Annotated in this window: 22 protein-coding genes and 1 pseudogene; 7 read left to right on the top strand and 16 right to left on the bottom strand. The window is 72.0% G+C overall.

What is annotated here, in order from left to right; all coding sequences use genetic code 11:
• Positions 1-127: 127 nt before the first annotated feature.
• The 3 genes from H293_RS0112085 to H293_RS0112095 all read left to right on the top strand — a co-directional run bounded on the left by H293_RS0112085 (position 128) and on the right by H293_RS0112095 (position 2521).
• Complete coding sequence (locus tag H293_RS0112085; RefSeq protein WP_028807771.1) at positions 128-1159, top strand: LacI family DNA-binding transcriptional regulator; 1032 nt, start codon at positions 128-130, stop codon at positions 1157-1159.
• Between the two features lie 557 nt (positions 1160-1716).
• Positions 1717-2067 (top strand): VOC family protein, encoded by a 351-nt coding sequence (locus tag H293_RS0112090; RefSeq protein ID WP_020118141.1) that lies wholly within the window; start codon positions 1717-1719, stop codon positions 2065-2067.
• Between the two features lie 64 nt (positions 2068-2131).
• Positions 2132-2521 carry a MarR family winged helix-turn-helix transcriptional regulator gene (locus tag H293_RS0112095; protein ID WP_020118142.1) on the top strand — a complete coding sequence of 130 codons (390 nt, stop codon included), beginning with the start codon at positions 2132-2134 and terminating at the stop codon, positions 2519-2521.
• Positions 2522-2980: 459 nt separating this feature from the next.
• Here H293_RS0112095 and H293_RS0112105 read toward each other — a convergent pair whose 3' ends face one another.
• From H293_RS0112105 to H293_RS60035, 6 genes and pseudogenes are all read right to left on the bottom strand, one after another.
• On the bottom strand, positions 2981-3370 hold the full coding sequence (locus H293_RS0112105) for an SseB family protein (protein ID WP_020118144.1): 390 nt from the start codon (positions 3368-3370) through the stop codon (positions 2981-2983).
• 109 nt (positions 3371-3479) lie between these two features.
• Positions 3480-4721 carry an acyl-CoA dehydrogenase family protein gene (locus H293_RS0112110; RefSeq protein ID WP_020118145.1) on the bottom strand — a complete coding sequence of 414 codons (1242 nt, stop codon included), beginning with the start codon at positions 4719-4721 and terminating at the stop codon, positions 3480-3482.
• A gap of 96 nt (positions 4722-4817) precedes the next feature.
• On the bottom strand, positions 4818-5366 hold the full coding sequence (locus H293_RS0112115) for a cysteine hydrolase family protein (protein ID WP_020118146.1): 549 nt from the start codon (positions 5364-5366) through the stop codon (positions 4818-4820).
• Positions 5363-6847: a purine-cytosine permease family protein gene (locus tag H293_RS0112120; protein ID WP_028807772.1), complete on the bottom strand. Its 1485-nt coding sequence runs from the start codon at positions 6845-6847 to the stop codon at positions 5363-5365. The genes H293_RS0112115 and H293_RS0112120 overlap by 4 nt, the downstream gene beginning before the upstream one ends.
• A 302-nt stretch (positions 6848-7149) precedes the next feature.
• Entirely contained in the window at positions 7150-8148 is a 999-nt protein-coding gene (locus H293_RS0112125; RefSeq protein WP_020118148.1) for an aldo/keto reductase family protein, read from the bottom strand.
• Between the two features lie 123 nt (positions 8149-8271).
• Positions 8272-8684 (bottom strand): annotated as a pseudogene (locus H293_RS60035) (cytidine deaminase family protein).
• Positions 8685-9032: 348 nt separating this feature from the next.
• On the opposite strand from H293_RS60035, the gene H293_RS0112130 reads away from it, so the two are divergent.
• On the top strand, positions 9033-10145 hold the full coding sequence (locus H293_RS0112130) for a hypothetical protein (protein ID WP_020118149.1): 1113 nt from the start codon (positions 9033-9035) through the stop codon (positions 10143-10145).
• 269 nt (positions 10146-10414) lie between these two features.
• Here the strand turns inward: H293_RS0112130 and arsM are convergent, their stop codons facing one another.
• From arsM to H293_RS0112145, 3 genes are read right to left on the bottom strand one after another with little or no spacing between them, the layout of a single operon-like run.
• Positions 10415-11215, bottom strand: a complete 801-nt coding sequence (arsM, locus tag H293_RS0112135) for an arsenite methyltransferase (protein WP_020118150.1) — start codon at positions 11213-11215, stop codon at positions 10415-10417.
• Between the two features lie 44 nt (positions 11216-11259).
• Entirely contained in the window at positions 11260-11847 is a 588-nt protein-coding gene (locus H293_RS0112140) for an Rv1733c family protein (RefSeq protein ID WP_033415360.1), read from the bottom strand.
• Between the two features lie 54 nt (positions 11848-11901).
• A complete protein-coding gene (locus H293_RS0112145) occupies positions 11902-12642 on the bottom strand; it encodes a CBS domain-containing protein (RefSeq protein ID WP_020118152.1) in 741 nt (246 codons plus the stop codon).
• Positions 12643-12996: 354 nt separating this feature from the next.
• Here H293_RS0112145 and H293_RS0112150 point away from each other — a divergent pair, with 354 nt between their 5' ends.
• Entirely contained in the window at positions 12997-14202 is a 1206-nt protein-coding gene (locus H293_RS0112150; protein ID WP_020118153.1) for a globin domain-containing protein, read from the top strand.
• Positions 14203-14240: 38 nt separating this feature from the next.
• Positions 14241-14774, top strand: a complete 534-nt coding sequence (locus H293_RS49385; protein WP_020118154.1) for a universal stress protein — start codon at positions 14241-14243, stop codon at positions 14772-14774.
• Between the two features lie 50 nt (positions 14775-14824).
• Here H293_RS49385 and H293_RS0112160 read toward each other — a convergent pair whose 3' ends face one another.
• From H293_RS0112160 to H293_RS0112175, 4 genes are all read right to left on the bottom strand, one after another.
• Positions 14825-16549 (bottom strand): sensor histidine kinase, encoded by a 1725-nt coding sequence (locus tag H293_RS0112160; protein WP_020118155.1) that lies wholly within the window; start codon positions 16547-16549, stop codon positions 14825-14827.
• A gap of 119 nt (positions 16550-16668) precedes the next feature.
• Entirely contained in the window at positions 16669-19053 is a 2385-nt protein-coding gene (locus H293_RS0112165; RefSeq protein ID WP_020118156.1) for a phosphoketolase family protein, read from the bottom strand.
• A 390-nt stretch (positions 19054-19443) separates the two neighbouring features.
• Complete coding sequence (locus tag H293_RS0112170; RefSeq protein ID WP_020118157.1) at positions 19444-19884, bottom strand: pyridoxamine 5'-phosphate oxidase family protein; 441 nt, start codon at positions 19882-19884, stop codon at positions 19444-19446.
• 285 nt (positions 19885-20169) lie between these two features.
• A complete protein-coding gene (locus H293_RS0112175) occupies positions 20170-20868 on the bottom strand; it encodes an NADPH-dependent F420 reductase (protein WP_020118158.1) in 699 nt (232 codons plus the stop codon).
• A 168-nt stretch (positions 20869-21036) separates the two neighbouring features.
• Here H293_RS0112175 and H293_RS0112180 point away from each other — a divergent pair, with 168 nt between their 5' ends.
• Positions 21037-22266 carry a PP2C family protein-serine/threonine phosphatase gene (locus tag H293_RS0112180; protein WP_020118159.1) on the top strand — a complete coding sequence of 410 codons (1230 nt, stop codon included), beginning with the start codon at positions 21037-21039 and terminating at the stop codon, positions 22264-22266.
• A gap of 27 nt (positions 22267-22293) precedes the next feature.
• Here the strand turns inward: H293_RS0112180 and H293_RS0112185 are convergent, their stop codons facing one another.
• From H293_RS0112185 to H293_RS0112195, 3 genes are all read right to left on the bottom strand, one after another.
• A complete protein-coding gene (locus tag H293_RS0112185; RefSeq protein ID WP_028807773.1) occupies positions 22294-24015 on the bottom strand; it encodes a serine/threonine-protein kinase in 1722 nt (573 codons plus the stop codon).
• Between the two features lie 113 nt (positions 24016-24128).
• On the bottom strand, positions 24129-24395 hold the full coding sequence (tatA, locus tag H293_RS0112190; protein WP_020118161.1) for a Sec-independent protein translocase subunit TatA: 267 nt from the start codon (positions 24393-24395) through the stop codon (positions 24129-24131).
• A gap of 72 nt (positions 24396-24467) precedes the next feature.
• The gene (locus H293_RS0112195) at positions 24468-26174 is read right to left on the bottom strand and encodes an LCP family protein (protein WP_199790153.1); all 1707 of its coding nucleotides are present in this window, start codon (positions 26172-26174) and stop codon (positions 24468-24470) included.
• Positions 26175-26203: the final 29 nt, after the last annotated feature.

Below are 26203 nucleotides of genomic sequence, written 5' to 3' on the forward strand. Positions count from 1 at the left end.
ACATAGGTGACCCTTGCCAAGTGCCTTTCCTGACACTTTTCTGTGCACGATCCCAGCCCGTTCGCCTTCCCGGCCGGCCGTCCCGCCGTACGAGCACCCTTTCCCGGCCCCCGAGGGCCTTAGAGTCTTGACCATGAACAATGCGGGGGCCCGGCGCAGACCGCCGACGATCCACGACGTGGCCCGCGAGGCCGGGGTCTCGCGGGGCACCGTCTCGCGTGTGCTCAACGGCGGACACTACGTCAGCCCTCCCGCCCTGGAGGCGGTCAACGCCGCCATCCGCAAGACGGGGTACGTCGTCAACCGGCACGCCCGCTCACTGATCACCGGCCGCTCCGACTCGGTCGGCTTCCTGCTCACGGAACCCCAGGAGCGGTTCTTCGAGGACCCCAACTTCAACGTGCTGCTGCGCGGCTGCACCCAGGCGCTGGCCGCGCACGACATCCCGCTGCTACTGATGCTGGCCGGGACCGAGGACGAGCGGCGCCGGATCAAGCGGTTCATCACGGCGGGCCACCTCGACGGCGTCCTGCTGGTGACCAGCCACTCCGCCGACCCGGTGGCCGAGGAACTGCACAAGGCGGGCGTGCCCGTCGTCCAGTGCGGCAAGCCCATGAGGTCCGGCTCGAAGGTGAGTTACGTGGCCGCGGACGACCGCGACGGCGCCCGTGACATGGTGCGCCATCTGCTGTCCCGGGGCCGCCGCCGGATCGGCATCGTGACCGGCCCGCTGGACTCGCCCGGCGGCGTCGACCGTCTCGCCGGGTACAAGGAAGTGCTGACGGAGGCGGGTCTCGAGATCGACGAGCGGCTCGTCGTCTCCGGCGACTACAGCCGGGCCGCCGGAGAGGCGGGCACCGAACGGCTGCTGGCCCAGGCCCCCGACCTGGACGCCGTGTTCGTCGCCTCCGACCTGATGGCGCTCGGCGCCCTGACGGCACTGCGCCGGGCGGACCGCCGGATCCCGGAGGACGTGGCCGTGGGCGGCTTCGACGACTCCATCGCGGCGACGGAGGCCACCCCCACCCTCACCACGATCCGCCAGCCCTACGACCGCATCAGCGCCGAGATGGTCCGGCTGCTGCTGGCCCAGCTGGGCGGCGAGGAACCGGCGGCGGTGATCCTGCCCACGGAGCTGGTACGACGCGAGTCGACCTGAGCCGGGTCTCAGGACGGCCGGTGGCCCGCACTACGAACGCCCGGTCACGGCCGCGCGTTCACACTGCTCGGCGGTCCGGGCAGCGGCGCTGGCAATCAGCCGACCAGCAAGGGGGCGTGGCGTGCGCGGCGGGGACCGCCTCGTAACCGTGGTCGGCGCGGTAGCCCTGCTCGGAGCGGTCCGGAGACTGCGCGCGGGCGTCCACGCCCACGAAGTCGACGTCTCCCTCGCGCGCGTGCCGTTGCCATCACCCGCTCGCCGGAGCCGAGGTACGCGGCTCGACTTCGGTCGGGGGCATGGTGCCGGGCGGCGGCTCGATGTCGACACCTGACCGAGCGAACACGAGGGAGCGCTGGGGCGTCGGGGCTCTCGCGGAGCGCTTCGGGCCGGCACCGCACGTGCGGCGGGCCTCGCCAGATGCCCCCTGTCCCACCTCCCCCGCGGACCGTCCCCCTCGCCGTGACCGATCAGGATCGGAGAAGCGCGACTCCCCTCCCCGGGCCTAGCGTGAAACCACCGACACGGAACGTCGGGGACACCACTCGAAGGAGCACACCATGACTGCCGGCCTCAAGACGATCATCTACCCCGTCAAGGACCTGGCCGCGGCGAAGGCCCTGTTCAGCGCACTGCTGGGGGTGGAGCCGTATGCGGACGAGCCGTACTACGTAGGGTTCAAGGACGCGGGGCAGGACGTCGGGCTCGACCCGAACGGACACTCCAGGGGCATGACCGGCCCGGTGCCCTACTGGCACGTCGACGACATCCGCGCCACGCTCGCGGCCCTGGTGGCGGCCGGGGCGGAGACCCTGCAGGACGTCCAGGACGTCGGCGGCGGCAAGCTGATCGCCTTCGTCAAGGACGCGGACGGCAACCTGGTGGGGATCACGCAGGATCCGCAGGCCTGACCCTTACTTGCATACGCACTAGTTGCACAGGCAACAATGTCCGGATCGGTGTTACCGTGCATGTATGGCGGTGAACACGGTCGGGACCGGCCTGGAGGAGCGGTGGCGGGACATCCTGTCGGTGCACGCGCGCACGATGTGCGAGATCGACCGCGTGCTGCACCCGCACGGGCTGGGCGCGAGCGATTTCGAGGTCCTCGACATCCTCGCCACCGAGTCGCCCCGGGAGGGTGACCAGTGCCGGGTGCAGAACCTCGTCGGCCGGGTGCATCTCAGCCAGAGCGCGCTGTCCCGCCTGATCGGCCGCCTGGAGAAGGACGGCCTCGTGGAGCGGTCCATGTGCGTGGAGGACCGGCGCGGCGTCTGGGTGTCCCTCACCCGCAAGGGCCGTGACCTGCACTCCGAGGTCCTGCCGATCCAGCGCGAGGTTTTGGCGAAGATGCTCGACGGCTAGGGACGGCCAGGGGCGGCGACGAACTCTCGCTGGAGGAGGCGCACGGTCAGGTCGGCCTGCGCACTCTGCGGGAAGCTTTCCTCAGGCATGTCGGCCATGTCGGCATGTCGCCCATGGCGTCTGGGCCGGTTAGCGCGGCGGTGCCGGGAGCGCTTCGGGGAGTCTCCCTCGCGGACACTGCGCGCCGCGTGAGCCGTCCTGCCCGCCGATCCGCCTCGCTTCGCGGACATGCGCCACGCATTCCGGAGCGACGGCCTGCCGGACCGGTCCTATGGTCGGGTCACGGCGATCGCACGCGCGCCGGGGATGAGCAGGGTCGGCGCCGCTCATCTCCGTTTTCGCAGGCGAGAACCAAGGTGCGGCAGCGGGAGCAGGTCGCACCCTCTGCGGGCCCGGCCGCTCCCCCGCCGTCGCACGTGCTGGCCGGGCCCCACCGTGTGAGGCCGGCAGTGGTCGGCCCTACGGCCTCGCCAGCAGCGTGCGCACGCCCTCCGACGTGAGCGTCAGCGGGTGCGTGGAACTGGCGTCGATCGAGAGCGAGAGATCGCCGTCCGGCCACTGCGCGGCGAGCGCGCCCAGCGGCACCAGACGATAGCGGGAGACGAAGGGAAGCAGTTCGGCCATCTCCGTCTCCGAGGTGAAGACGGGCACCACGGGTGCGCCGTCCTGCTGCTCCAGCACCGGCAGCGCCACGGTCGTGTCCTCGTCCGCGGCGTCGTCGGGCACCGGAATGAGCACCTCACTGGTCGCGAGCGTGTCCAGCGCCGTCGTGTCCTCGGTGTTCTGCGTCAGCGCGTCCAGCGCCCGCTGAGCCGGTGTGGCGTTGTGGTCGTTGGCGGGTGTGTCCATGGCAGATCCCCTGGTAGCGGCGGTCGTGCGGCCCCGCCCGCGGGCATGATCGCCCAGGGCGCGGTCCTGCTCGCGTACCCGAGCGTGCGGAGAGCATGCGTGCGGGACGTCAGGGAATCAGCGCGATGTGCTCCGAGGGCAGACCGAGGGTGTCGCATCCGACCCGGCGCAGGAGCGGCTCGTACATGCCGGGTCCGACATGGGTCCAGTACGTGGCCGCGTCCCGGAAGTAGCGCTGCATCCGTTCGCCGTCGCGCGCGTGGCGGGAGCCGGCCGTGCGGAACAGGATGCCCTGGAGGACGTCCCAGGCCATGCGTCCGGCGTTGAGGAACGTCAGGGCGAGCCGGTTGTCCACGGCCGTGGTGAAGGGCGCCTCTCCGCTCACGTTGCGGCGGCAGGCTTCCATCCAGTCCTCGGCGGTCTGCCTGAGGGCCGCCTCGGCCAGGTGGATCATGCCGAGGGCCTCGCCGAGGTGGCGCTGGTAGTCGTGCAGGTCGGCGCGGGTGCGGTCGGGTTCCAGGAGCAGGGGGCGGGCGGCGACGATCCGGGCGTACTCGTCGGCGGCGGCGTACGCGATGCCGATCATGACGGCGGCCAGCTCGCCGTGGAAGAAGCTGGGCGCGCGGCCCGCGTACATCGGGTTGCCGTGCAGCTTGGAGCCGGCGCTGCCGCCCTCCACCGGCAGGTCCAGCAGGCTCGTCTCGCGCGTGAAGTGGACGGGGATCCGGGCCTCTTCCATGCGGATGCTGTTGGATCCGGTGCCGCGCAGGCCGAGGACGCCGCGCCAGTCGTCGAGGACCGTCCACACCGGGCGCGGGGCGACGAACAGAACGGCCGGACCGGGAGGGTCGCCCGGCTTTTCGGGGGCGCGCAGGGTCTGGCCGACGTAGTGCGTGGACCAGGGAGCGCCCGAGGAGTACGGCCAGGTGCCGTCGAGGACGATGTGGTCGGGGCCGTCGGGCCGTGCGACGCCGACGGGGGCGACCGTGGAGGCGGCCCGGAAGTCGCCGCCGGGGGCGAAGAGTTCGTCCTGCGCCTTCTCGTCGAAGACCGTGCAGACCTGGAGCACATGGGCGGCGGTCAGGGACAGGGCCCAGCCGGTGGAGGGGCAGCCGCGGGCGATCTCGACGACCACGCGGTAGAAGACGGGCAGGCCGAACTCGTGGCCGCCGTAGCGGCGCGGCTGGAGGATCCGGTAGAAACCGGCGCTCAGGAAGTCGTCGTGGGTGTCCTCGGAATAGTGCGTGAGCCGCTCGGTCTCCGCCTGGCGTGCGAGGAGCGCGGGCCTCAGGGCCGCGGCCCGTTCGATGATCTCCCGCTCGGTGAGACCGGGTTCGAAAACCGCTGTCACGATGCCTCCTGACGTGTGGGGCCGTCCGTGCTGCGCTACCGGCGATTCAACACGGCCGGGCGCCGCACGGTACCGACCGGATATCGCCAAGTGCCGTCAGGTTGCGATCAGTTGATTTACGGTGACGACCTGGATCAGCGGGCCGTACAGCTCCATCACGTCCAGCGCCCTGATGTGCGAGGCGTCGTCGGCCCCGGCGCAGGCGTCGGACACCACCAGGGTCTCGACGCCCGCGTCGGCGGCGGCGAGAGCCGTGGACAGGACGCAGCAGTCGGTACTGACACCGGCCAGCACCAGACGCCCCTCGGGGCCGACGCGGGCGGCCAGTTCGGGGGTCCACTTCCCGAAGGTGGTCGCGTCCATGACGTGCTCGTGCGGTGCCCGGTCGGCGAACTCGGCGGTGAGGCGCCACAGCGGGGCCTCCGGCGTCTGGAGGGCGAAGGGCCACCGCGCGTAGTAGGCCCGCCAGGCGCCCGTGGGTTCGCCGGGGGCGACGAAGCGGGTGAACGTGACCCGTTCGGCGAAGGCCGGCAGCAGTCGTCGTACGCCTGCCGCCGCCTCGGCGTACCGAGGGGCGGCCCAGGGGCTGTCGGGCTCGGCGAAGACGCGCTGCATGTCGATGACCGCGAGCCACCCCGTCGTCATATGGCGTCCTCCTGCGCGCGGACCCGTCCGCGGCCGAAGGCCAGGGTGCCGAGGAAGCCGACCGCCAGTGCGGCCAGCACGCCGAGGTTGGCGTACGCCCAGGCGCCGGACGTGCCGCCGAGGCCGAAAGGGCCGAGGAGATAGCCCTGCCAGTCCAGCCAGCTCGCGGCCGAGTTGGTGACCAGGCCCCAGCCGAGGGCGGTGGCGAGGACCGTCAGGATCAGCGGGGTGGGCGGTACGTCGCCGTAGCGGCCGCTCGGGCGGTAGAGGTCGTTCTCGTCGTAGTCGCGGCGGCGCAGCAGGAGGTCGGCGAGCAGGATGCCGCACCAGGCGGCGATGGGGACGCCGAGGGTGGTGAGGAAACCCATGAACTGGCCGAGGAAGTCGTCGGCGAAGAACACGATGTAGACGGAGCCCGCGATCATCAGGACGCCGTCGACGAGTGCCGCCAGCGGGCGCGGGATCCTGAGGCCCGCCGAGAGCAGGGCGAGGCCCGAGGAGTAGATGTCGAGGACGGCCCCGCCGACCAGGCCGAGGACCGCGACGACGGCGAAGGGCACCAGGAACCAGGTGGGCAGGATGATGGTGAGCGCGCCGATCGGGTCGGCGGCGACGGCGGCGTTGAGCTCGGTGGACGATCCGGCCAGCAGCAGCCCGAAGACCAGCAGGAGCAGCGGGGCCACGGAGGCGCCGAAGGTGGTCCAGCCGACCACGCCCCGGCTCGACGAGGTCCGGGGCAGATAGCGGGAGTAGTCGGCGGCGGCATTGACCCAGCCGAGGCCGAAGCCGGTCATCATGAAGACCAGCGCGCCGATGAACTCCTGGGCGGAGCCCGCCGGGAGGGCGCTGACGGTGCTCCAGTGGATGTGGTCGGCAACGAGGCCGACGTAGACGACGGTCAGTACGCCCGTCACCACGGTGATCACGGTCTGCAGCCGCATGATCAGGTCGAAGCCCATCACCCCGCCGACGACGGTGAGTCCCGCGACCACGACCAGCGCGATCACCTTGGTCTCGGTGCCGCCGCCCCAGCCGAGCCGTCCGAAGACGGTCGCCGTGGCCAGGGTGGCGAGGGCGCACAGCACGGTCTCCCAGCCGACGGTGAGCATCCAGGAGACGACCGAGGGGAGGCGGTTGCCGCGCACCCCGTAGGCGGCGCGGCTGAGCACCATCGTCGGCGCGGAGCCCCGCTTTCCGGCGACCGCGACGAAGCCGCACAGCAGGAACGAGAAGACGATCCCGATCACGCCGGCCACCAGCGCCTGCCCGAAGGAGATCCCGAAACCGAGCACGAAGGCGCCGTAACTCAGCCCGAGGACACTGACGTTGGCCCCGAACCACGGCCAGAACAGCGTCCTGGGGGTGCCCTTGCGTTCGGCGTCGCCGATCACGTCCAACCCGTGTGTCTCCACCTGGACTTGTCGCGTGGCGGATCGGCCGGCGGGGGATCTGTCGTCGGGGGATCCCGATGAGTCCGTCATCGTCTACCTGCCTGTTCAGACGTGTTGGGGCGACGGTAGGCAGGCGGCGCGGTGGCGTCAATCACGCGGCGAAGGAGTGACCTCGGCCGGTCGTCGGGGAGCCCGGCGTGACGGGCCGGCAGGGCCGCCTGGGAATGCCGCTCCAACTCCCCGCAGGGTGCCGGCCGTTCGCCGAGGATGACGTGCTCGTGCAGCCGGCGGCCGGCGGCCGGGCGGATGCTCGCCCCCGCCGAGGCGCCGGCCGGTGTCCTCGTCCGCCGCCTCAGCACTGGGTGCCCGCCAGGCCCGTCAGCCGTACGAGTTCAGCGGTGCTTGATTCCGGCCTGGGCGCCGGGGGCGAGCGTGGGTTCGGTGACGGGGACGTCGCCGAGGGCCTGGTCGACGGCTGCGAGGAGGTCGTCGGACAGTTCCACGCCGGAGGCGGCCGCGTTGGCGTGGACCTGCTCGGGGCGGGAGGCGCCGGTGATCGCGGAGGCGACCTCGGTGCGGCGCAGGACCCAGGCGAGTGCCAGGGTGGGCATGCTCATCCCCGCCTGCTCGGCGATCGGAACGAGACGCTGGACCGCCTCCAGGATGGCCTCGCTGTAGACGAGGTCCTGGGAGACCGCCATGTCCGCGGACGCGAACCGGCTGCCCTCCGGCACGGGCTGCCCCGGCTTGTACTTGCCGGTCAGGACGCCCTGGGCGAGCGGCGACCAGACGATCTGGGAGATGCCGTTCGCGGCGCTGAGGCCGAAGACCTCGGCCTCGGGGGCCTGCCACAGCATGGAGTACTGCGGCTGGGAGGAGACGAACAGACCGGGACCGGCGAGGTCGATCGCCGCCTGGATCTGCTCCGGGGTCCACTCGCTGAAGCCGATGTAGCGGGCCTTGCCCTGTTCGACGACCTTCTGGAACGCCTCGACGGTGTCCTCGATCGGAACGTTGGAGTCGAAACGGTGCGCCTGGTACAGGTCGACGTGGTCGGTCCTGAGGCGGGTGAGGGAGGCGTCGATCTGCTGGGCGATGTGGGCGGGTGACAGTCCCCGGTCGGCCGGATCGTCGGACATCGGGAAGTAGACCTTGGTGGCCAGGATGTAGGAGTCGCGGGGGTGGGCGGACAGGATCTCGCCCCAGGCCGTCTCGGCGGCCCCCCGGCCGTAGGCGTTGGCGGTGTCGAAGAAGTTGATGCCGGCGTCGAAGGCCGCCTCGGTACAGGAGCGGGTCGCGTCCGCCTCGATGCCGCCGGAGTAGGTGAGCCAGGATCCGAGCGAGATCTCCGAGACGTTCAGGTCCGAGCTGCCGAGTGTGCGGTACCGCATGGTTGTCGCTCCTTGTTTCGGGCCGGCCGCCGGCTCAGGGGCAGGGCTGACGAGACTGCTGTCCACGCTGCTGTCCACCGGAGTGCCGACCATGCCACGCTCTCATCGATACGGTCCGCTCCTTCACTCGGCGTCGAGCTGGTGATCGGCCCAGACATAGCTCTCGGGCAGCAGGTCGGTGATGCGCACGGTCCGGGTGCGGGCGCCCGTGCCGACGATGACCTTGAGGTCGGGGAAGTAGTCGAGCAGGACCTGCCGACAGCGGCCGCACGGGGGACGACCCCGCGGTCGCGGTCTCCTACAGCGACGATCGTGTCCAGCTCATAGGCGCCCTGGGCGGCCGCGGCACCGATGAGGACCAGTTCGGCGCAGGGGCCTCCGGTGAAGTGGTAGGCGTTCACGGCCGTGACGATCCGGCTGTCCCGGGCCCGGGCCGCGGCCGCCATGGTGTGGTTGTCGCCCCGGCAACGCGTGCGGGCGACATCCGCCGCGGCCTGGACGAGTTCGTGGTCGACGGGGTGGGGCCGCGTGGTCAACTTCTCCGCCTTCGTCGTGGGTCAGGCGAGGTTGACCCGCGTGAGGAACACGTGCAAGCGAATATCGGACGAGGCACTCCGGGTGCCACGGTCGCCGGTAGCGGTCTTCCCACACCTCCAGGACGGCATGCTCACCCTTCCCGCAGCGCCTTGTGGTCTCCCTCAGTGCGCCGATCAGTCGCGTGCAGTCGATGGGTCGCGTGCAGTCGTCGCGGGCCGGCGGCGCGACGAGGTACCGCTCCACGACGGCTGACCCCACCCGCACGTGCCATACGCGATCATCACGCCCTAGTCTCTTCTCCTGTTCGAAACACCTACGGGCACGGGTCAAGTCGGGGGAAGACACACATGGCATATCGGCGCGCGGCGATACCGGCCCTGGTCGGCGGCCTGCTGATCACGTTGTTGCTGTGGTGGGCGGGGGCGAGCGCGCAGGCACTCCAACTGCGCGGCAGCACCAGCGTGTTCGACGTCGACTCGGTGAACGAACTCCGGCGCTGGCTCACGCCCTGGTCGTACGACCCCTCGACGGCCCTGCCGACCGACGGGGACGGCGGCACCCGGTACTCCGAGCTGTACCGCACCGCGATGCAGATCAGGTTCGTGACCCTCTTCGCGTTCTTCGTGGCCGGCGCGCTGCCCCTGCTCCGCAGGATCCCGCCGACTGAGGGCCGTACGCCGGCCACGCTGCTCGCGCTGTGGGCCTGGAGCCCGGTGGCCGCGACCCTGGCCGTGACGGTCTCCGCGCCCTGGCTGATCGCGTCCCGGGGACGCGGCAGCTACCGGGTCCTGCCGCAGCTCGCGGGAGTGATCGGGTCGAGCGGGCCGGTCGCGGTGTTCGCGGGGCTGGCGACCGCCCTCCTCACCGTGGTCGTGGCGCGGGTCACCGCCAGGGGCGCGGACCCGCTCCCGCGGCGCAGTGTGCCGCCGCGTGCCGCCCGCACGGCCGCCGGCGCCGGAACGGCGGTGGTCGCGGTGTCGCTGGTGGTTCTGTCGTACCAGTCCGTGGCGGCCTGGATCCAGACGTCGTTCAGCGGAGCGGGCCTGCTGTCCGAGCCCGGTGATCTGCTGCGTCAGTGGCTCCTGCTCGGCGCCTGGAGCGGCCCGGCGTCCATGTCCGTCGGCCACTGGCTGCTGTACCGGGCCGCCGACGTGCTCCTGCTGGCCGTGGTGTGGTGGTCGCTGCGCCTGCTGCCCGGCCTGCTCACCCGGACGACCGCCCCGGCGATGGTGCTGGGCGCGGTCTGCGCGACCGTGCTGGGACTGCTCGCGAGCCAGGTCCTGCACATGGCGGTCGACGACACCGCCGCCGTGTGGGGTCCCGTGCACGTGTTCTCCGCGCTCGGCACGGGCGTCCCGGCCGCCCTCACCTTCGGTGTCATGTCAGGACTCGCGGCCCTCGCGACACTGCGGTTGGCCGGAGACCGTGACCCCCTGCCCGCGCCTGCGGTCCCCGCCTGAGCCCTCCGGCAGCATGCCGTGATGCGTATCGACATCGCCGACTGGGGTGTCCTCGGCGACCACCACGTCGGCTTCGGCGCCGGCACTACATCACGGAACTGCGGGCCCACGGCGCGGCCGAGATGGCCGGCTGTCGGCTGAGAGGGTGGCGCCCCCGGGAGCTGGAGGTGCGCACGCGGGCGGCGACCGGCCGGCCAGCCAGGCATTTCGCTGTTGTCCGTCGTGAGCGCGATCCGGGCCCGGCCGGCATCCCGCCCGCACTCGCAGATCTACGAACCCCCGCACCCCTCAGGGCCCGCACCCGCTTCGGCGTCGGGCTTGAGGGCCCGGACGATCGCCGAGTGCATGCCCTCGGCGACCGCGTGGGTGGGGACGATCTCGATGCCGGTGAAGCCGGCGGCTTCCAGGCCCGCGCGGTACTCGGCGAAGGACAGGGCTCCCGCGATGCAGCCGACCCGGTCGCCGCGTCGGGCCCGCTGTTCGGCGGTGAGGGCATCGTCGGCGACGACGTCAAAGACGCCGAGGCGGCCGCCGGGCTTGAGGACGCGGAAGGTCTCCGCGAAGACGGCGGGCTTGTCGACGGACAGATTGATCACACAGTTCGAGATCACGACGTCGATCGTGTTCGCGGGCAGCGGGATCGCCTCGATGGAGCCCTTGAGGAACTCCACGTTCGTGGCGCCCGCCTTCGCCGCGTTGGCCAGCGCGAGGGCGAGCATCTCCTCGGTCATGTCCAGCCCGTACGCCCGGCCCGTCGGGCCGACACGGCGGGCGGAGAGCAGGACGTCGATACCGCCGCCGGAGCCGAGGTCGAGGACTCGCCCGCCCTCGCGCAGTTCGGCCACCGCGGTCGGGTTGCCGCAGCCGAGGGAGGCGGCGACGGCCTCGGCGGGCAGCGTGTCGCGCTCGTCCGCGGCGTACCGGGTCGACCCGAAGTTGTCGTCGGCCTCGACCGGCTCGGGCCCGCAACAGTCGCTGCAGGCCTCGGCGACCTGCAGGGCTGCCGCCGCGTACCGCTGTCGGACGGTCTCCCGCAGGTCGCTGGACTGCTCACTCGGCTGCCCGCTCATGACTCTCCCCCTGCTTGTGTTGCTGTCCCCACACCGTCAATCGGTCATGTTCGCCCGCCGCTCGGGGCGACGCGAGCCCATTCCGCCTCCCAGTCCCGCAGCCGCCGACGGTCCAGCCGCAGGCGAGCCCAGTGTCCACCTCCGAAAACGACGGCGCCGGTGCCCGCGGCGACCAGGACGCCCGTCAGCACCGACTGCAGGCGCGCCTCCGCCGCGGTGAGGGGTGCGCGCACGAGGTCGCCCCGGCGGTCGGTCCACACGATGACGGAGGTGCCCGCCGCGGTGCCCGGTGCCACCCGGGTCAGTCCTGTGTGCGTGGATCCGTCGAGTGCCGTCCAGCGCACCTTCGCCCATACCGTCTCGTCGCTTCCGTCCGCCGTCTCGGATGCCGTGCGGACCCCTTTCCCGACGAGTACGGCCGACACGGTGTGCAGTGAGGCACGGCGGGCGGCGAGGTCGTCGTCCATTCCGGCGGCCGCCCCCGCTCCGGCGAGCAGGCCGCCCAGCAGGGCGAGGGTCCAGGTGGCCAGGAGGAGCCACGCCTCCAGCCTGTCGCTGCGCCTGCGCAGCGGATTGCGCCGCCACCGCCACCACCACACCTTCCGCACGCGCGTACGACCCGTCCTCACCATGAGCCGTCACCCCATCTCCTCTACGGGCGGGCGTCCAGGGCCGCCGACGCGCCCTCAGACCGGCCGGTCGCCCGATCGGTCCGTACGGTCCTCGCGCGCCCCGCCGACGGGGGCGACGGCGGGCAGGTCCGGGTCGAGGTTCGGCCTGCGCGGCGCGCCCAGGAGCGCGCAGTCCACGTCCACCACTCCCTCGACCGCCCGGACGAGGCGCGCGGCCACGGGCACGATCGAGGTGTCCCGCACCCGGCCGGTCAGGGTCACGAGCCCGTCCCGCACCTCCACCCCGATCGGTTCCACGGGGTCGGGGAAGAGAGGCGCGACGACCTCACGGCGCACCTCACGGGCGATGTCCTCGTCGTCCCGCAGGAACACCTTGAGCAGGTCGGAACGGCTCACGATGCCCTGCAGCACGCCGTCGGCGTCCAGCACCGGCAGCCGTTTGACGTTGAACCGCGCCATGGTCCGCGCGGCCCGCGCGAGCGTCTCGTCGGCCCGCGCCGTGACGGCGGGGGCCGTCATCAGCTCCTCGGCGACGCGTGCCCCCGCCTTCGCGAGGTCGGGGAGTCGCCGCAGCCGGGCGTACCGGTCGGGATCACCGTCGCGGAACTCCTCCTTGGGCAGCAGGTCGGACTCGGACACCACACCGACGAGCCGGTGCTCGCCGTCCACGACGGGGAGGGCGCTGACCTTCCACCGTTCCATGGCCTTCACGATGTCCTTGAACGGCGTGTCGCCGCTCAGGGCGACGACGGTGCGGGTCATCACGTCACTGACCGTGTGCGGGGTGCCGGGCATGACGGCCTCCGGTGGAGCTGAGGAACTGCGCCTGTCTTCAGGATCCGCCACGAGCGCGCGGAGCGCATGGGCCGATCGGCCCATGCCCGCCCGGCCGCACCTCGGCGCCGTGTGGCGGCCCCGGTCGCGTCGCGCCGGCCCATCCGTCCGCCGTGGGCCGAACGGCCCTGATCGCAGCCCGGTCGGCCCCGGCCCGGCGGGATGGATCGGGACCTTGGTCCCGACCTCGGCGCCGATGGTCCCGCACCTCTCCACCGGCGCGCGAAACACCCCGGAATGCCGGAATTCCCGTTGCTATACAGGGTCTGCCGCCAAGCGATCAGCGGTCATCGACTTGCCACCCCTGGAGGCTTCATGCTGTCCGCCGAGTCCGCCGCCCTCGTGAAGGCCACGCTGCCCGCCGTGGCCGGGGCCCTCGACGAGATCACCGCCCGGTTCTACGCCGCCATGTTCCGCGACCGGCCCGAGCTGCTGGACGGGATGTTCAACCGCGGCAACCAGGCGAGCGGTGACCAGCGACGGGCGCTGGCCGGTTCGATCGCCGGCTTCGCGACCGCCCTCCTCGCCGACCCCGGGGCCCGGCCGGACGCCTTGCTGGCGCGGATCGCCCACAAGCACACGGCGGTGGGGGTGACCGAGGACCAGTACACGATCGTCCACAAGTACCTGTTCGGGGCGATCGCCGGGGTCCTCGGCGCAGCGGTCACTCCCGAGGTGGCCGCCGCCTGGGACGAGGTCTACTGGCTGATGGCAGGCGCGCTCATCGCCCAGGAGGCCCGCATCTACCGGGAGGCCGGAGTGGCCCCCGGTGAGATCTGGCGGCCGTGGACCGTGGCCGAACGCCGGGAGGAGACGCCCGACGTCGTCTCCTTCCTGCTGCGTCCCGCCGATGGCCGACCCGCCCCGGCGGCGAAAGCCGGACAGTACGTCAGCGTCCGCACCCGGATGCCGGACGGCGTGCACCAGTTGCGCCAGTACAGCCTGTCCGGCGACCTGGGCGGTGACCTGCGCCGCATCACGGTCAAGCGGGTCACCGGCACCGATGGCGGCCCCGACGGCGAGGTGTCCGAGCTGCTTCACGGCACGGTGCGGCCGGGGGACGAACTCACCCTGTCCGCGCCCTTCGGCGACGTCGTCCTCGACGAGTCCGACACCCCGCTGGTCCTCGCCTCCGCCGGCATCGGCTGCACCCCCATGGTCGGCATGCTCGCCCGGCTCGCGGCGACCGGCTCCACCCGCCCCGTCCTGGTCCTGCACGCGGACGGCTCCCCGGACGAGCACGCCCTGCGCACCGAGACACGCGAGCTGACGGGCCGACTGCCCGGGGCGCGGAGCGTGTTCTGGTACGACCGTCCCGGCACCGCCGAACCCGACGCCCGCGTGGGCCTGATGGACCTCGACGGGCTGGACGTGCCCGCCGACGCCACCGTGTATCTGTGCGGCCCGCTGCCCTTCATGCGCGCGATCCGCACCCGACTGCTGCGGCGGGGCGTCCCGCCGCGGAACATCCGCTACGAGGTCTTCGGCCCCGACCTGTGGCTGCCGGACACCACGGCGTGAGGCCCACGGCCCGCGTTCACCCCCAAGGAGACTGGCTCATGCGGCAGTCCTCGCACCAGGTCCCCGAGATCGTGCTCGGTGTGGACGCCCGCCGGCCCGCCGACGACGTCGTCCGCTTTGCCTTCGACTGTGCCCGGCTGTGGGGCGTGCGCCTGCGTGCCGTCCACGCCTGGCGCTTCCCCTCATCCGCGGCCGAACTGCCCTTCGGCGTACCGGAGGAGGATCGCGCCGCCTGGGAGGACCACGAGGTGCAGCTGCTGTCCGACGCGCTGCGGCCGTGGCGGGAGAGGTATCCGGACGTGGCCGTCCTGGAAGACGTACGCCACTTGCCGCCGGCCGAGGCCCTGGTCCTGCGGTCCGCGGAGGCCGGCCTGGTGATCGTGGGCCGAAGCCGCACCGGTGAACTGGGAGGCGTGGCACGCGACGTGCTGCGTGAGGCCCTCGGCCCTGTGGTCGTGGTGCCTGCCCGGGCCCTCTGCCCGCCTGCGCACACGCTCCGTCGGGCGGGGTCGTCCCCCACATCCCCGCACCGGACGGGAACGGGGGCCCAGTCGGCCCAGGGCCTCCGGTGAACGGCGTCCCCGAGCCGTCGGCGTGCGTCCGGACCGGTTCCGCGTCGGGATCAGTCCCCCACCGGGACCCGCCACACCAGGACGGTGCCGCCCGCCTCGGGACGGTCCACGGTCAGGGTCCCGCCGAACCCCTCGGCGCGGTCGGCCATGTTGCGCAGTCCGCTGCGGCGGCCACCGGCGGGAATGCCCACCCCGTCGTCGGTCACGGTCAGCTTCATCTCGCGCCCGTCCGTCTCCAGGACCACGTCGGCGCGGCCGGCGCGCGCGTGGCGGGCGACGTTGGTCAGCGCCTCGGACAGCACGGCGATCACGTCGTCGGCGATCTCCCGGGGTACGTCCGTGTCGACCAGGCCCTCCATCCGGATGCTGGGGGCGAAGCCCAGCACCGGTGCCGCCTCCCCGACCACCCGGACCGCCCGGGCCCGCAGCCCCGATCCCGCGCCGCCCTCGCGTGAGCGCAGACCGAAGATCGTGGACCTGATGATCTTGATGGTCTCGTCGAGGTCGTCCACCGCGCGCGCCACCCGCTCCGATGCCTCGGCGTGTCCGATGAGGCGGCCCGCGCTCTGCAGGGTCATGCCGGTGGCGAACAGCCGCTGGATGGCGAGGTCGTGCAGATCACGGGCGATCCGGTCACGGTCCTTGAGCACCGCGATCTCCTCGGCGTCCTGGCGGCGCTCCGCCAGTTCCATCGCGACCGCGGCCTGCGCGGCGAAACCGCGCAGAGGTTCGATCTCCTTGTCGGTGAAGGGGGTGCGGCCCGCCTCCCGCACCAGCAGGACGACTCCCCGGGGTCCTTGCGCGCCCGATCCGATCGGCACCGCGACCGCCGGACCCAGCCCGGCGAAACGGTCCGCGGCGCCCGCGACCCGCTCGTCCCGGGAGACGTCCGCGCTGGTGACGGGAGACGCGTCGGCGAAGGCGTGCCCGATGAGACTGCCGTCCATGGGGAGCACGAGTCCCCGGTGGGCCTCCGCTTCCTTCCCGACGGCCAGTTCCACAGTGAGCGAGTCGGTGTCGTCCATGGGCGTCGCGACCAGGGCGAGGGCGGCACCGGTGTTCTCCCGGGCCCGGTCCGCGATCAGCCGCAGGACCTCCGCGTGGGCGCCGCCCGACATGAGGCGGTGGGTGATCTCGGCGTTGGCCCGCAACCAGCGCTCGCGCAGCCGGGAGTCCTCGTAGAGGCGGGCGTTGTCGATGGCGACACCTGCGGCCACCGCCAGGGTGGACAGCACCGCCTCGTCCTCCTCGTCGAACTGCGCGCCGCCCCGCTTCTCGGTCAGGTACAGGTTGCCGAAGACATGGTCGCGCACCCGGATCGGGACGCCGAGGAAGGTGTTCATCGGCGGGTGGTGGGGCGGGAAACCGTACGACGAGGAGTGCTCGGAGATCCTGGCCAGCCGCAGGGGCTCGGGGTGGCGGATGAGCTCCCCGAGGATGCCGTGGCCCTCCGGATAGGGTCCGATCCTCGCGATCTGCTCGTCGCTGACCCCGACGGTGTGGAAGGCGGACAGCTTCCTGCCGTCGGGGCCGATCACGCCGAGGGCCGCGTACCGGGCGTCGACCAGCGCGGCGGCCGCCTCGACGATGCTGTGCAGCGCCTGCTCCAGGTCCAGTTCCCGGCCGACCGAGAGCACGGCCTCCAGCAGGCTGTGCACCCGGTCGCGGGTGCCGCGGGCCGCGTCGAGGCGGGCCTGCAGCTCTTCCAACAGCTCGTCCAGCCTCAGCTGCGGCAGCCTGACGCGGGCCTCCCCGGTCTCCTCCGAGCCACCCACCAGCGATCCTCCAGACCCCTCGGCCGGCCTTCTTGCCGTCACCTGCCAAGGTAATGGTCCGGGACCAGGGACCGACACGGAAACCGGTCGGGAGCTACGCATTGACCCTTCGCTGCCGTTCAGCCGTCCCACGTCCAGTCCGCGACCTCGGGCAGGTCGGTGCCGTGGGCGCGGATCCAGTCGTGGTGCCGCAGGCGGGCGTCCTCCATCCGCTGCCGTACGGCGGCGGCCCGCACCGCCAGGCCGGGCACGCGGTCGATGACGTCCATGACCAGCCGGTACCGGTCGAGGTCGTTGCGGACGACCATGTCGAACGGTGTGGTGGTCGTGCCGATCTCCTTGTAGCCGCGCACGTGCAGGTGCGGATGGCCGGCGCGGCGGTAGGCCAGGCGGTGGATCAGCCACGGGTAGCCGTGGTACGCGAAGATCACCGGCTTGTCGCGGGTGAACAGCGCGTCGTACTCCGCGTCCGGCATGCCGTGCGGGTGTTCCTCCTGCGGCAGCAGCCGGGCCAGGTCGACGACGTTGACCACGCGGACGGTCAGGTCCGGCAGGTGCCGGCGCAGCAACTGGGCGGCGGCCAGGACCTCCTGGGTGGGCACGTCACCAGCGCAGCCGAGGACCACGTCGGGTTCCCGGCCGCCGTCCTCGGTCCCGGCCCAGTCCCAGATCCCGGCGCCGCGCGCACAGTGCGCGCGAGCCTGGTCCATGGACAGCCAGTCGAAGCAGGGCTGTTTGCCGGCGACCACGACGTTGACGTAGTCGCGGCTGCGCAGCACGTGGTCGGCGACGGACAGCAGGGTGTTGGTGTCCGGCGGCAGGTAGACCCGTACGGCTTCGGGGCTCTTGTTGAGGATGTGGTCGACGAAGCCGGGGTCCTGGTGGGAGAAGCCGTTGTGGTCCTGGCGCCAGACGTGCGAGGTGAGCAGGTAGTTGAGAGAGGCGATGGGCGCGCGCCAGGGCAGCCGGCGGGTGGTGCGCAGCCATTTGATGTGCTGGTTGACCATCGAGTCGACGATGTGCACGAACGCCTCGTAGCAGGAGAACAGCCCGTGCCGTCCGGTCAGGAGATAGCCCTCCAGCCAGCCCTGGCAGGTGTGTTCGGAGAGGATCTCCATCACCCGGCCGTGCCGCTCCAGGTGTTCGTCCACCGGAAGCATCTGCGCCTGCCACGCCTTGCCGCTCGCCCCGTAGACCGCCTGGAGCCGGTTGGAGGCGGTCTCGTCCGGGCCCACGATCCTGAAGTCGCGGCGCTCACCGGTGCGGCGCATGACGTACTCCAGCATGTCGCCCAGAACGCGGGTGGGTTCGTGGACCGTGGCGCCCGGCTTGTCGACCTCGACGGCGTACGACTCCAGGTCCGGCAGCGGCAGTTCGCGCGTCAGCAGCCCGCCGTTGGCGTGCGGGGTCGCGCCGAGCCTGCGCGCGCCGTCCGGCACGCAGGAGAGCACCTGGGCGCGTGGCCGTCCGTCCTCGTCGAACAGCTCCTGCGGCCGGTAGGACCGCAGCCACGCCTCCAGCTGCCGCAGGTGCTCGGGGTTGTCCCGTACGGCGGACAGCGGGACCTGGTGGGCACGCCAGGTGCCCTCGACGGGGAGGCCGTCGACCTCGGCGGGGCCGGTCCAGCCCTTCGGGGTGCGCAGCACGATCACCGGCCAGTGGGCCCGCTCGGGGACACCGTCCTCGCGTGCGCTGCGCTGGATCGCGTCGATGCGCTCGAGAGCGTCGTCCATGGCCGCGGCCATGGCCCGGTGCACGGCCATGGGATCGTCGCCGGTGACATGGATCGGCGCATGGCCGTAGCCGCGCAGGAGTTCGTCGAGTTCGGACTCGGGGAGCCGGGCGAGCACGGTCGGATTGGCGATCTTGTAGCCGTTGAGGTGGAGGATCGGCAGGACGGCGCCGTCGTGGACGGGGTCGAGGAACTTGTTGGAGTGCCATGAGGCGGCCAGCGGGCCGGTCTCCGCCTCGCCGTCCCCGATCACGCAGGCGACCAGCAGGTCCGGGTTGTCGAAGGCGGCTCCGTAGGCGTGCGAGAGCGAATAGCCCAGCTCGCCTCCCTCGTGGATCGACCCGGGCGTCTCCGGCGCCACGTGGCTGGGCACTCCGCCGGGGAACGAGAACTGGCGGAACAACCGCTCCATGCCGGCCGCGTCCCTGCTGACGTCGGGATACGTCTCCGCATAGGAGCCCTCCAGCCAGGAGTTGGCGAGGACGGCCGGTCCGCCGTGCCCCGGGCCCCAGACGCACAGGGCGTCCTGGCCGCGGGACCTGATGACGCGGTTGAGGTGGGTGTGCACGAGGTTCAGGCCCGGGGAGGTGCCCCAGTGCCCGAGCAGCCTCGGCTTGACGTGCTCCGGGCGCAGGAGCTCTGTGAGCAGGGGGTTCGCCAGGAGGTAGATCTGGCCGACGGACAGGTAGTTCGCAGCGCGCCAGTGGGCGTCCAGGGCTTTCAGCTCGTCGTCCGTGAGCTCGGCGGGCGCCTGCTGCGTGTCGACGGACATCGGGATTCCCTTTCCTCGGCGGGTCTCGGGGCGAGTGTGCACGCTGATCCGCGCCTCACCACCTTCTGCCCGCCGACCGGGTACCCGACAGGGCCGTTCGGGCCACCCCCTGGGGCCCGGGTGCCCCTCATCGGGGCCGGCACCAGGACGACAGGGCGGTGGGGGCGGCGCAGCAGGCTGCGCCCGACCACGGCGAGCCGCGGCCCGTACCGTGGCGGTGGGGCCCGACGACCGCGAGGCGGCCCTCCCGGGCCGCTTCCAGCAGGGCGCACGGGGGCCGAGACCGGCACCGGCACGCCCGCGTCACGGTCGGACACGGCGTACAGGATGTGCGGGGTGACACGCCGGTCCACGGCTTCCTCAGCCGGAGCCGGTCCGCCGTGTGCCTGCTCAGAAGGGCAGCCGCGTACCGTACAGGGTGCGTCCGCCGACGAGTTCCCGTCCCGTGATCAGCTCGGGCTCGATCCGCACGAACACCTCCGTCGGTGAAGGCGCCCAGGAGCGCGGCCCGACCCGGCACAGGCGTGCGTGCTCGGCCGGGTCGGTCACGACGCCCGCCCGGCCGGTGACGACGACGCTCCAGCCGGACTGGGCGGCCACATCGACCTCGTCGGTCTCGAAGGCCACGACCACGCCGTCGACCGCGCGGACCAGCTCCGAGGCCGCCGCCGTGCGCAGCAGCACGCCCCCGCCGTCGTCCAGGCAGAAGTTGACCGGCAGGACGGCGGGCAGGGCATGACGCGTGTGCACGATCCGGCCCACGGGCACCTTCGCCATCAGGCGCAGGCACTCCTGCCTGTCCAGTTCACGGAAACCGTCGTCGGGGTGCATGACCGGTCCCACCTTCGCCGTCCGCTGCTACGTGCGCTCCACCCTGCCCCCGTCCGCGGCGGGCGGTGAAGGGCCAACGGTCCCGATTCCCGGGGCGGGACGGCCCTGAAGCGGGACAGGGTCCGTCCCCCGTGGGTGGCACTGCATCGGGTGACGCGGGACGATCCTGCCGTGCCGCGCCCTGCCCGGGCTCGTACGGCCCAGGCCGAGCGCGCCGATCCGGCAGCCGCGCCGGCCGCGCTCCTGAGCCGGAGGCCCGTCGAGCCCGTGCCGCCCCGGCCGGGCTCACGCGCCGGGCAGGGCCCCCTGGACGTGGAAGTTGAAGTCGCCGTGGCCGAGCGTGCCGTACAGGCGCAGCCAGATCGGCAGGAGCATCTCCACGCCGCGGGCGCTGGTGATGTCGCCCAGGTCGATGACGCTCGCCTCGGGCCAGCCGAAGGAGTTCAGCAGCGCGCTGACGGTCTTCTTGGCGCCGGTGTCGTCGCCGCTGACGAACACGGTGTGCTCCCCTGCCACCCGGGCCGGCTCCACCATGACGAAGCAGTTCATGGTGTTGAGGGTCTTGACGACCTTGGCGTCGGGGAAGGCGCGCTGGATGCGTTCGCCGAGACTGTCGGTGTTGACCGGGTCCAGCGTCGGCGGCATCCCGGCGGAGAAGTCCAACGGGTTGGCGACATCGATGAGGACCTTGCCGCTCAGGTTGGCCGCACCCGCCGCTTGGAGGGCGTTGAGGCTCTGGTCGCCTGCGGTGGTGTTGACGACCGTCTCGGCGAAGGCCGCGGCCGCCTCGAAGGTCTCCAGACGCACCTGACCGTGGTCGGCGTGCCACTGGGCGAACGGCGGATTGCCCATGCCGTCGGGTTCGGTACGTGCGAGAGTGGCCCCGGGGTCGCGGGTGCCGATCACGACGTCGTGGCCGAGGGAGGCGAGCTTTCCGGCGATCGTCCGGCCGACGATGCCGGTTCCGAGGACTGCGTAACGCATGGGAGTGGGTCCTTCCGGGACTCGGGCGACCGGCCGGGGCCGTGCCCACGACGAATCCGAACAAGGTCGTTCTCTGCGGCGTGATGACGGTAGCTGTCGTTGCGTCGGGCTGTTCCCCTCTATCGTGGAAAATCACATCATGATGGCTCGTGTCGAGGCAGGCTGCACATGAGGAAACCGCAGATCGACTACGCGGCGGTCTTCCGGGCCCTGCCCGGCATGGTGGCGCTCCTGACGCCCGAACTGGTGTACGTCGATGTCAACGACGATTTCGTACGCGTCACCGGTCGCGCCCGCGAGCAGCTGCTGGGCCGCTACATCTTCGACGTCTTCCCCGAGAACCCCCATGACCCGGCCGCGGCCGGGATGCGCGAGACACGGGAGTCGATGCTGCGCGCGGTGGCGACCGGCGAGCGCGACACCATGGCGGTGGTCCGTTACGACATCGAGGACCCCCTGCGTCCCGGCCACTGGCAGGAACACTTCTGGAGCCCGGTCAACGCACCCGTCCTCGACACCAACGAGAAGGTGACGCTGGTCGTGCACCGGGTGGAGGAGGTCACCGAACTCATCCGCGCCCGCGGCGGCCCGGGCGGCGACGGCCGGGCACGCGTACTGGAGGCGGAGCTGTACACCCGGGCCCGGGAACTCCAGGAGGTGAACGAGCGCCTGCGCCAGGCCCACGCCCACGAACGCGAGGTCGCCCTGGCTCTTCAGGAGGCCCTGCTGCCCGCCCCCGGACCCCTGGGCCACCATCAGGCGGCCGTCCGCTACCGGCCCGCCGTCGGGGCCCTCAATGTGTGCGGCGACTGGTACGACCTGGTCGACCTGCCGGGCGACCGCTTCGCCGTCGCCGTCGGTGACGTCGTGGGGCACGGTCTGGCGGCCGCCTGCGTCATGGGCCAGCTGCGCAGCGCGCTGAGCGCCGCCACCCGCGTCGCCGACGGGCCGGCCCGGGCGCTGGAGGCCCTCGGGCTGTACGCCCGTTCCGTCGCGGGCGCCGAGTCGACCACGGCGGCCACGGCCTTCATCGACTGGGACGACCACACCCTCACCTACAGCAGCGCGGGCCATCTCCCGCCCGCCCTGCTGCACCCCGACGGGACGGTGTCCTTCCTGGACCGGGCCACCGACCCGCCGCTCGGCGCCAGCCCCGAGCACGCCACCCGCCCGGAGGCGACCACGCCCTTCGAGGAGGGCGCCACGCTGGTCCTCTACACCGACGGTCTGATCGAGCGCCGCACCGAGGACATCGACACCGGCCTGGCCCGTCTCGCCGACGCGCTCACCCGCCACCGTCACGCCGAACCCGAGGAGCTGGCCGACGCGCTCCTGGCGGAGCTGCTGCCCCCCACCGGCAACGCCGACGACACCGCTCTCGTCGTCATCGCCCTCTGAGAGGGATGACCGTGGTCCGGGCGCCCCTCAGTCCTCGGCGGGCATGACGCGGGTCACCTTGCCCTTGGGGGTCGCCTCCAGATAGCCGGACTGGCTGTACTCGTTGCTCAGGTAGACGGCCATGCCCAGCGGGGTGTCGAAGGTGTCGTTGGGCTGTCTCACCGTCACGTAACGGGTTTGCGGACCGTCGACGTTGAGCTTCTTTTGGGCCTCTTCGAGCAGCGTGGGCACCTTGCCCCAGTCGAAGCCGCCAAGACGGAAGGGCCGGTCGCCGCCGGACAGGGTGCCCTTGATGATGCCCTTCTCCACGCCCTGCCCCGGACGGTAGGTGTAGCTGTCGTACTTGCTGTCGCTGCCGTTGACCATCAGCTCGGCCGACACGTAGCCGTCGTACACGGTGAAGTCGCCGAACCGGTCCCGGCCGCTCTCCCGCTCCAGCGCCTTGACGGCGGTGCGGATGCCGTCGGCGGTGAGCAGGGTCGTGGTCGTCGTGTCCTTCGACTGCCGGGCCGCCGGGGCCGCGGTCGGTGAGCCGGTCGATGCCGGGGCCGAGACGGCGGAGGACGAGGCGCCGGTGTCCGCGGTGCCGCCCGAACCGCCCGAGTCCCCTCCGAAGGGCAGCAGCCACCACAGCAGGACCAGGGCGCCCGCGACCGAGGCCCCCGAGACCCCGAGCAGGACGCCTGGTCCGGACCGGTGCCCACGGCCCGCTCGCACAGGCGAGGTCACGGGCTGCCCCGGCCCCGCGAAGACGGGCGGCGGCCCGAACCCGGCGGGGGCACCGGCGAGGGGGGCCGTGGGCGGACCGAAGGCCCCCGGGTACGAAGGGGCCGCAGCGGCGGACGGCGGGTTCAACGGGTAGGAGGTGGAGGACTGATGCCAAGCGGTCGCCGGACCACCCTGCCCGGACTCGATCACGGCCAGCTGCCGGTCCAGCACCGCGGACGACGGCCGCGCCGCCGGATCCCGTACGAGCACGCTCATCAGTACGTCGCCGAGGGCACCGGCCCGCACCGGCGGCGCCACGTCGTCGTTGAGGACCGCGGCGAGGGTGGCGAGGGTGCTGCCGCGGCGCAGCGGGTGGTGGCCCTCCACGGCGGTGTACAGCATCATCGCGAGCGACCACAGGTCCGAGGCCGATCCGCCCTCGTGGCCCGAGATCCGCTCCGGTGCCATGAAGTCGGGAGTGCCGATGATGGAGCCGGTGACGGTGAGGCTCGTCGTCTCGCGGATCGCGGCGATGCCGAAGTCGGTGAGGACGGGGCGCCCGTCGGGCCTCAGCAGGACGTTGGCGGGCTTGACGTCCCGGTGCTGGATGCCGGCGTCATGCGCGGCGGCCAGCGCGGCCAGCACACCCCGCCCGATCCGTGCCGCCTCGGCCGACGGCATCGGCCCCTGGGCGAGGCGGTCGGCGAGCGAGCCGCCGCTGACCAACTCCATGACGATCCACGGATAGGTGCCCTCGCCACCGTCGACTATGTGGTGGATCGTGACCACGTTCGGGTGGTCGATCCGGGCCAGGGCCCGAGCCTCGCGCAGCACCCGCTCGCGCAGCGTTCGCGCGCTGTCGGGGTCGTACTCGGCGAGGTCCCGGTCGGGCGGGCGGACTTCCTTGACCGCGACCATCCTGTGCAGCACCAGGTCCCTGGCCCGCCAGACCGTGCCCATCCCGCCGCCGCCGAGACGGGCCTCCAACTCGAAGCGCCCGTCGACGACTCGTCTGCCGGGGCCCTCGTCTGCCTCACTCATGGGCGGGAGCATACGGCGACGCCGTCAGAGCCACCCAGCCCAGGGGGGCGAAGGCCGGCGCCGAGCCGCCGTGGCCGCGGACACGCGGGTGAACCGGTCCGGCGTACGGGAGTTCAGTGGGCCGGGTTGCCCTCGGCCGTCCCCCGCGCCACCGCCGGCTCTCCGGGTGCGATCTGGACGCCCTGGGCGGTCGGCTCGGCCGGAGCGGCGGTGCTCTGCGCCGTGCCGTCCTCCTTCATGGCCTTGGCCTCGCTCTTGAGGATGCGCATCGACTTGCCGAGCCCGCGGGCGGCCTCGGGCAGCTTCTTCGAGCCGAACAGCAGGATGATCATGATCGCCACGATCAGCAGGTGCCAGGGCTCCAGTCCGTTGCGCAGCATGTCGTACGTCCCTTCTCCGCGCTCATAGTTGCCAGCTTGCGCAACTGTACAACCACGGAGACGGTCCCCGCCTCACTCGTCGGAGTCCTTCTTGTCGGTCGCCGCCGCGTACGCCTGCGCGGGTGTCATCGGGACCCCGTTGAGCGAGACCGTCTTGTAGGGGCTGACCTGGGCGCATTTCTTGGCCTCGTCGGCGGTCTGGGCGTTGGCGTTGGAGACCGCGGCCTTGGTGTCGGCGGGCGCCGGCGAGGACGAGCCGCCCGGGAACGTGGTACCGCTCGTCCAGTCGCTGCCGATCACCAGGGCCAGGCCGGTACCCGTGCCCCCCTTGAGGTGCGAGGTGCGCAGTCCGAGCGCCTTGGCGACGGTCTGGGCCTCGGCCTTCTGGCCATTGCCGTAGGTGAGGATGGTGGTCGTCGCGGGGCTCGGCGCATTGGCGGTGGTCGTGGCGGAGCTGAAGCCCTGGCCGGTGAGCGCGTTCGCGACGACGGAGGCGCGGCCGGTGATCTCGGTGCCGTTCTCGACGGTCACGGCGATCCGGGAGGCGGGCACCGCCGAGGCCTTGGCGGTCGCGGGGGCCGCCGAGGACTTCTTGCCGGAGCCGGCGGAAAGGGACTGGTCGTCGGCGATGCTGGAGAAAAGGGCCTTGGCACCCGCGCCCACCACCACCCGGTTGGTGTCGTTCGGGTCGGCGGCCGTCTGCATCGTGGTGAAGGTCATCCGCTTGGTGGGGACCTTGTTCACGTCGGCGGCGAGCCCGATCAGCTTCTTCACGCTGCCGAGGCCGTCGTCCACGGTCAGCGCCTTGGTCGCGGCGTCGGCCAGGTCGTAGACCGCGGTCGGGTCGGTGAGGGTGCCCGCGCTCTTGAACTTCCGGATCATCGCGCTGAGGAAGATGTGCTGGGAGACCGTACGGCCGAGGTCGCTGCCGTCCCCGAAGCCGTGCCGCGAGCGGACGAACTCCAGGGCCGCCTGGCCCTTGAGGGTGTGGTCGCCCCTGGAGAGTTTCAGGTGCGAGTAGGTGTCGTACACGTTGTTGTCGACGCACACGGAGACACCGCCGACCGCGTCGGACATCTTGACCACGCCGGAGAAGTCGAGCTTGACGAAGTGGTCGATGGGGATGCCGGTGAGCTGGTGGATGGTGGCGACCTGGCAGGCGGGGCCGTACCGCAGCGCGCTGTTGACCTGGCCGTAGTAGCCGGAGGTGGACTCGCCGCTCTCGCCGTCCTTGCAGGCCGGGACGTCGACCATGGTGTCGCGGGGGATGCTCATGACGGTGGCGTTGGAGCGGTCGGCGGATATGTGCACGACCATCTGCACGTCCGCGTTGCCGTTTCCGGTCTGCACACCGGTCTGGGAGCAGCCGCCGCCCAGCTTGCAGTCCGCCTTGCTGGTCCGGCCGTCCGAGCCCATGACCAGGATGTTGATGGGGGTACGACCGAAGGCGTCGGCCTTCTCGGAACCGCCCTTGCCGTCGAGCGCGACGCTGTTGATGTTGCCGTTGAGGTGCTGGTAGAACCACCAGCCGGCGCCGGCCGTGCCCAGGACGAGAAGGGCCAGACATATTCCGACGATCTTCAGCACCCGCCTGCCGCGCCGCACCGGACGGGCCCGGCGACGTGACCCCTTGCCGCCTTGCGAGCGGGCCGCAGCGCGGGCCGCGGCCCTGCCGCCGGGGCGATGCGCTCCGTCGGCCTCACCCTCCCGCTGTCCCGGAACCCGGCCGGTGCGGCTGCGTGTGGCCTGACCGCCCGGGCTGTCCCACCGGTCGCTCATCTACCACTCCCACGAAACGGTCGGGCCCC

This window comes from Streptomyces canus 299MFChir4.1, assembly GCF_000383615.1.
In the GTDB taxonomy this organism is placed as follows: Bacteria; Actinomycetota; Actinomycetes; order Streptomycetales; family Streptomycetaceae; genus Streptomyces; species Streptomyces canus_C.

Coding starts and splice junctions, on each gene's coding strand:
- H293_RS0112115 (WP_020118146.1), bottom strand. CDS start 5,366: ATGACGACGGGGTGGCTCGCGGTCATCGACATGCAGCGCGTCTTCGCC.
- arsM (WP_020118150.1), bottom strand. CDS start 11,215: ATGAGCGGGCAGCCGAGTGAGCAGTCCAGCGACCTGCGGGAGACCGTC.
- H293_RS0112130 (WP_020118149.1), top strand. CDS start 9,033: ATGGCATATCGGCGCGCGGCGATACCGGCCCTGGTCGGCGGCCTGCTG.
- H293_RS0112095 (WP_020118142.1), top strand. CDS start 2,132: ATGGCGGTGAACACGGTCGGGACCGGCCTGGAGGAGCGGTGGCGGGAC.
- H293_RS0112140 (WP_033415360.1), bottom strand. CDS start 11,847: ATGGTGAGGACGGGTCGTACGCGCGTGCGGAAGGTGTGGTGGTGGCGG.
- H293_RS0112185 (WP_028807773.1), bottom strand. CDS start 24,015: ATGAGTGAGGCAGACGAGGGCCCCGGCAGACGAGTCGTCGACGGGCGC.
- H293_RS0112150 (WP_020118153.1), top strand. CDS start 12,997: ATGCTGTCCGCCGAGTCCGCCGCCCTCGTGAAGGCCACGCTGCCCGCC.
- H293_RS49385 (WP_020118154.1), top strand. CDS start 14,241: ATGCGGCAGTCCTCGCACCAGGTCCCCGAGATCGTGCTCGGTGTGGAC.
- H293_RS0112180 (WP_020118159.1), top strand. CDS start 21,037: ATGAGGAAACCGCAGATCGACTACGCGGCGGTCTTCCGGGCCCTGCCC.
- tatA (WP_020118161.1), bottom strand. CDS start 24,395: ATGCTGCGCAACGGACTGGAGCCCTGGCACCTGCTGATCGTGGCGATC.
- H293_RS0112165 (WP_020118156.1), bottom strand. CDS start 19,053: ATGTCCGTCGACACGCAGCAGGCGCCCGCCGAGCTCACGGACGACGAG.
- H293_RS0112170 (WP_020118157.1), bottom strand. CDS start 19,884: ATGCACCCCGACGACGGTTTCCGTGAACTGGACAGGCAGGAGTGCCTG.
- H293_RS0112175 (WP_020118158.1), bottom strand. CDS start 20,868: ATGCGTTACGCAGTCCTCGGAACCGGCATCGTCGGCCGGACGATCGCC.
- H293_RS0112090 (WP_020118141.1), top strand. CDS start 1,717: ATGACTGCCGGCCTCAAGACGATCATCTACCCCGTCAAGGACCTGGCC.
- H293_RS0112195 (WP_199790153.1), bottom strand. CDS start 26,174: ATGAGCGACCGGTGGGACAGCCCGGGCGGTCAGGCCACACGCAGCCGC.
- H293_RS0112125 (WP_020118148.1), bottom strand. CDS start 8,148: ATGCGGTACCGCACACTCGGCAGCTCGGACCTGAACGTCTCGGAGATC.
- H293_RS0112120 (WP_028807772.1), bottom strand. CDS start 6,847: ATGACGGACTCATCGGGATCCCCCGACGACAGATCCCCCGCCGGCCGA.
- H293_RS0112105 (WP_020118144.1), bottom strand. CDS start 3,370: ATGGACACACCCGCCAACGACCACAACGCCACACCGGCTCAGCGGGCG.
- H293_RS0112145 (WP_020118152.1), bottom strand. CDS start 12,642: ATGCCCGGCACCCCGCACACGGTCAGTGACGTGATGACCCGCACCGTC.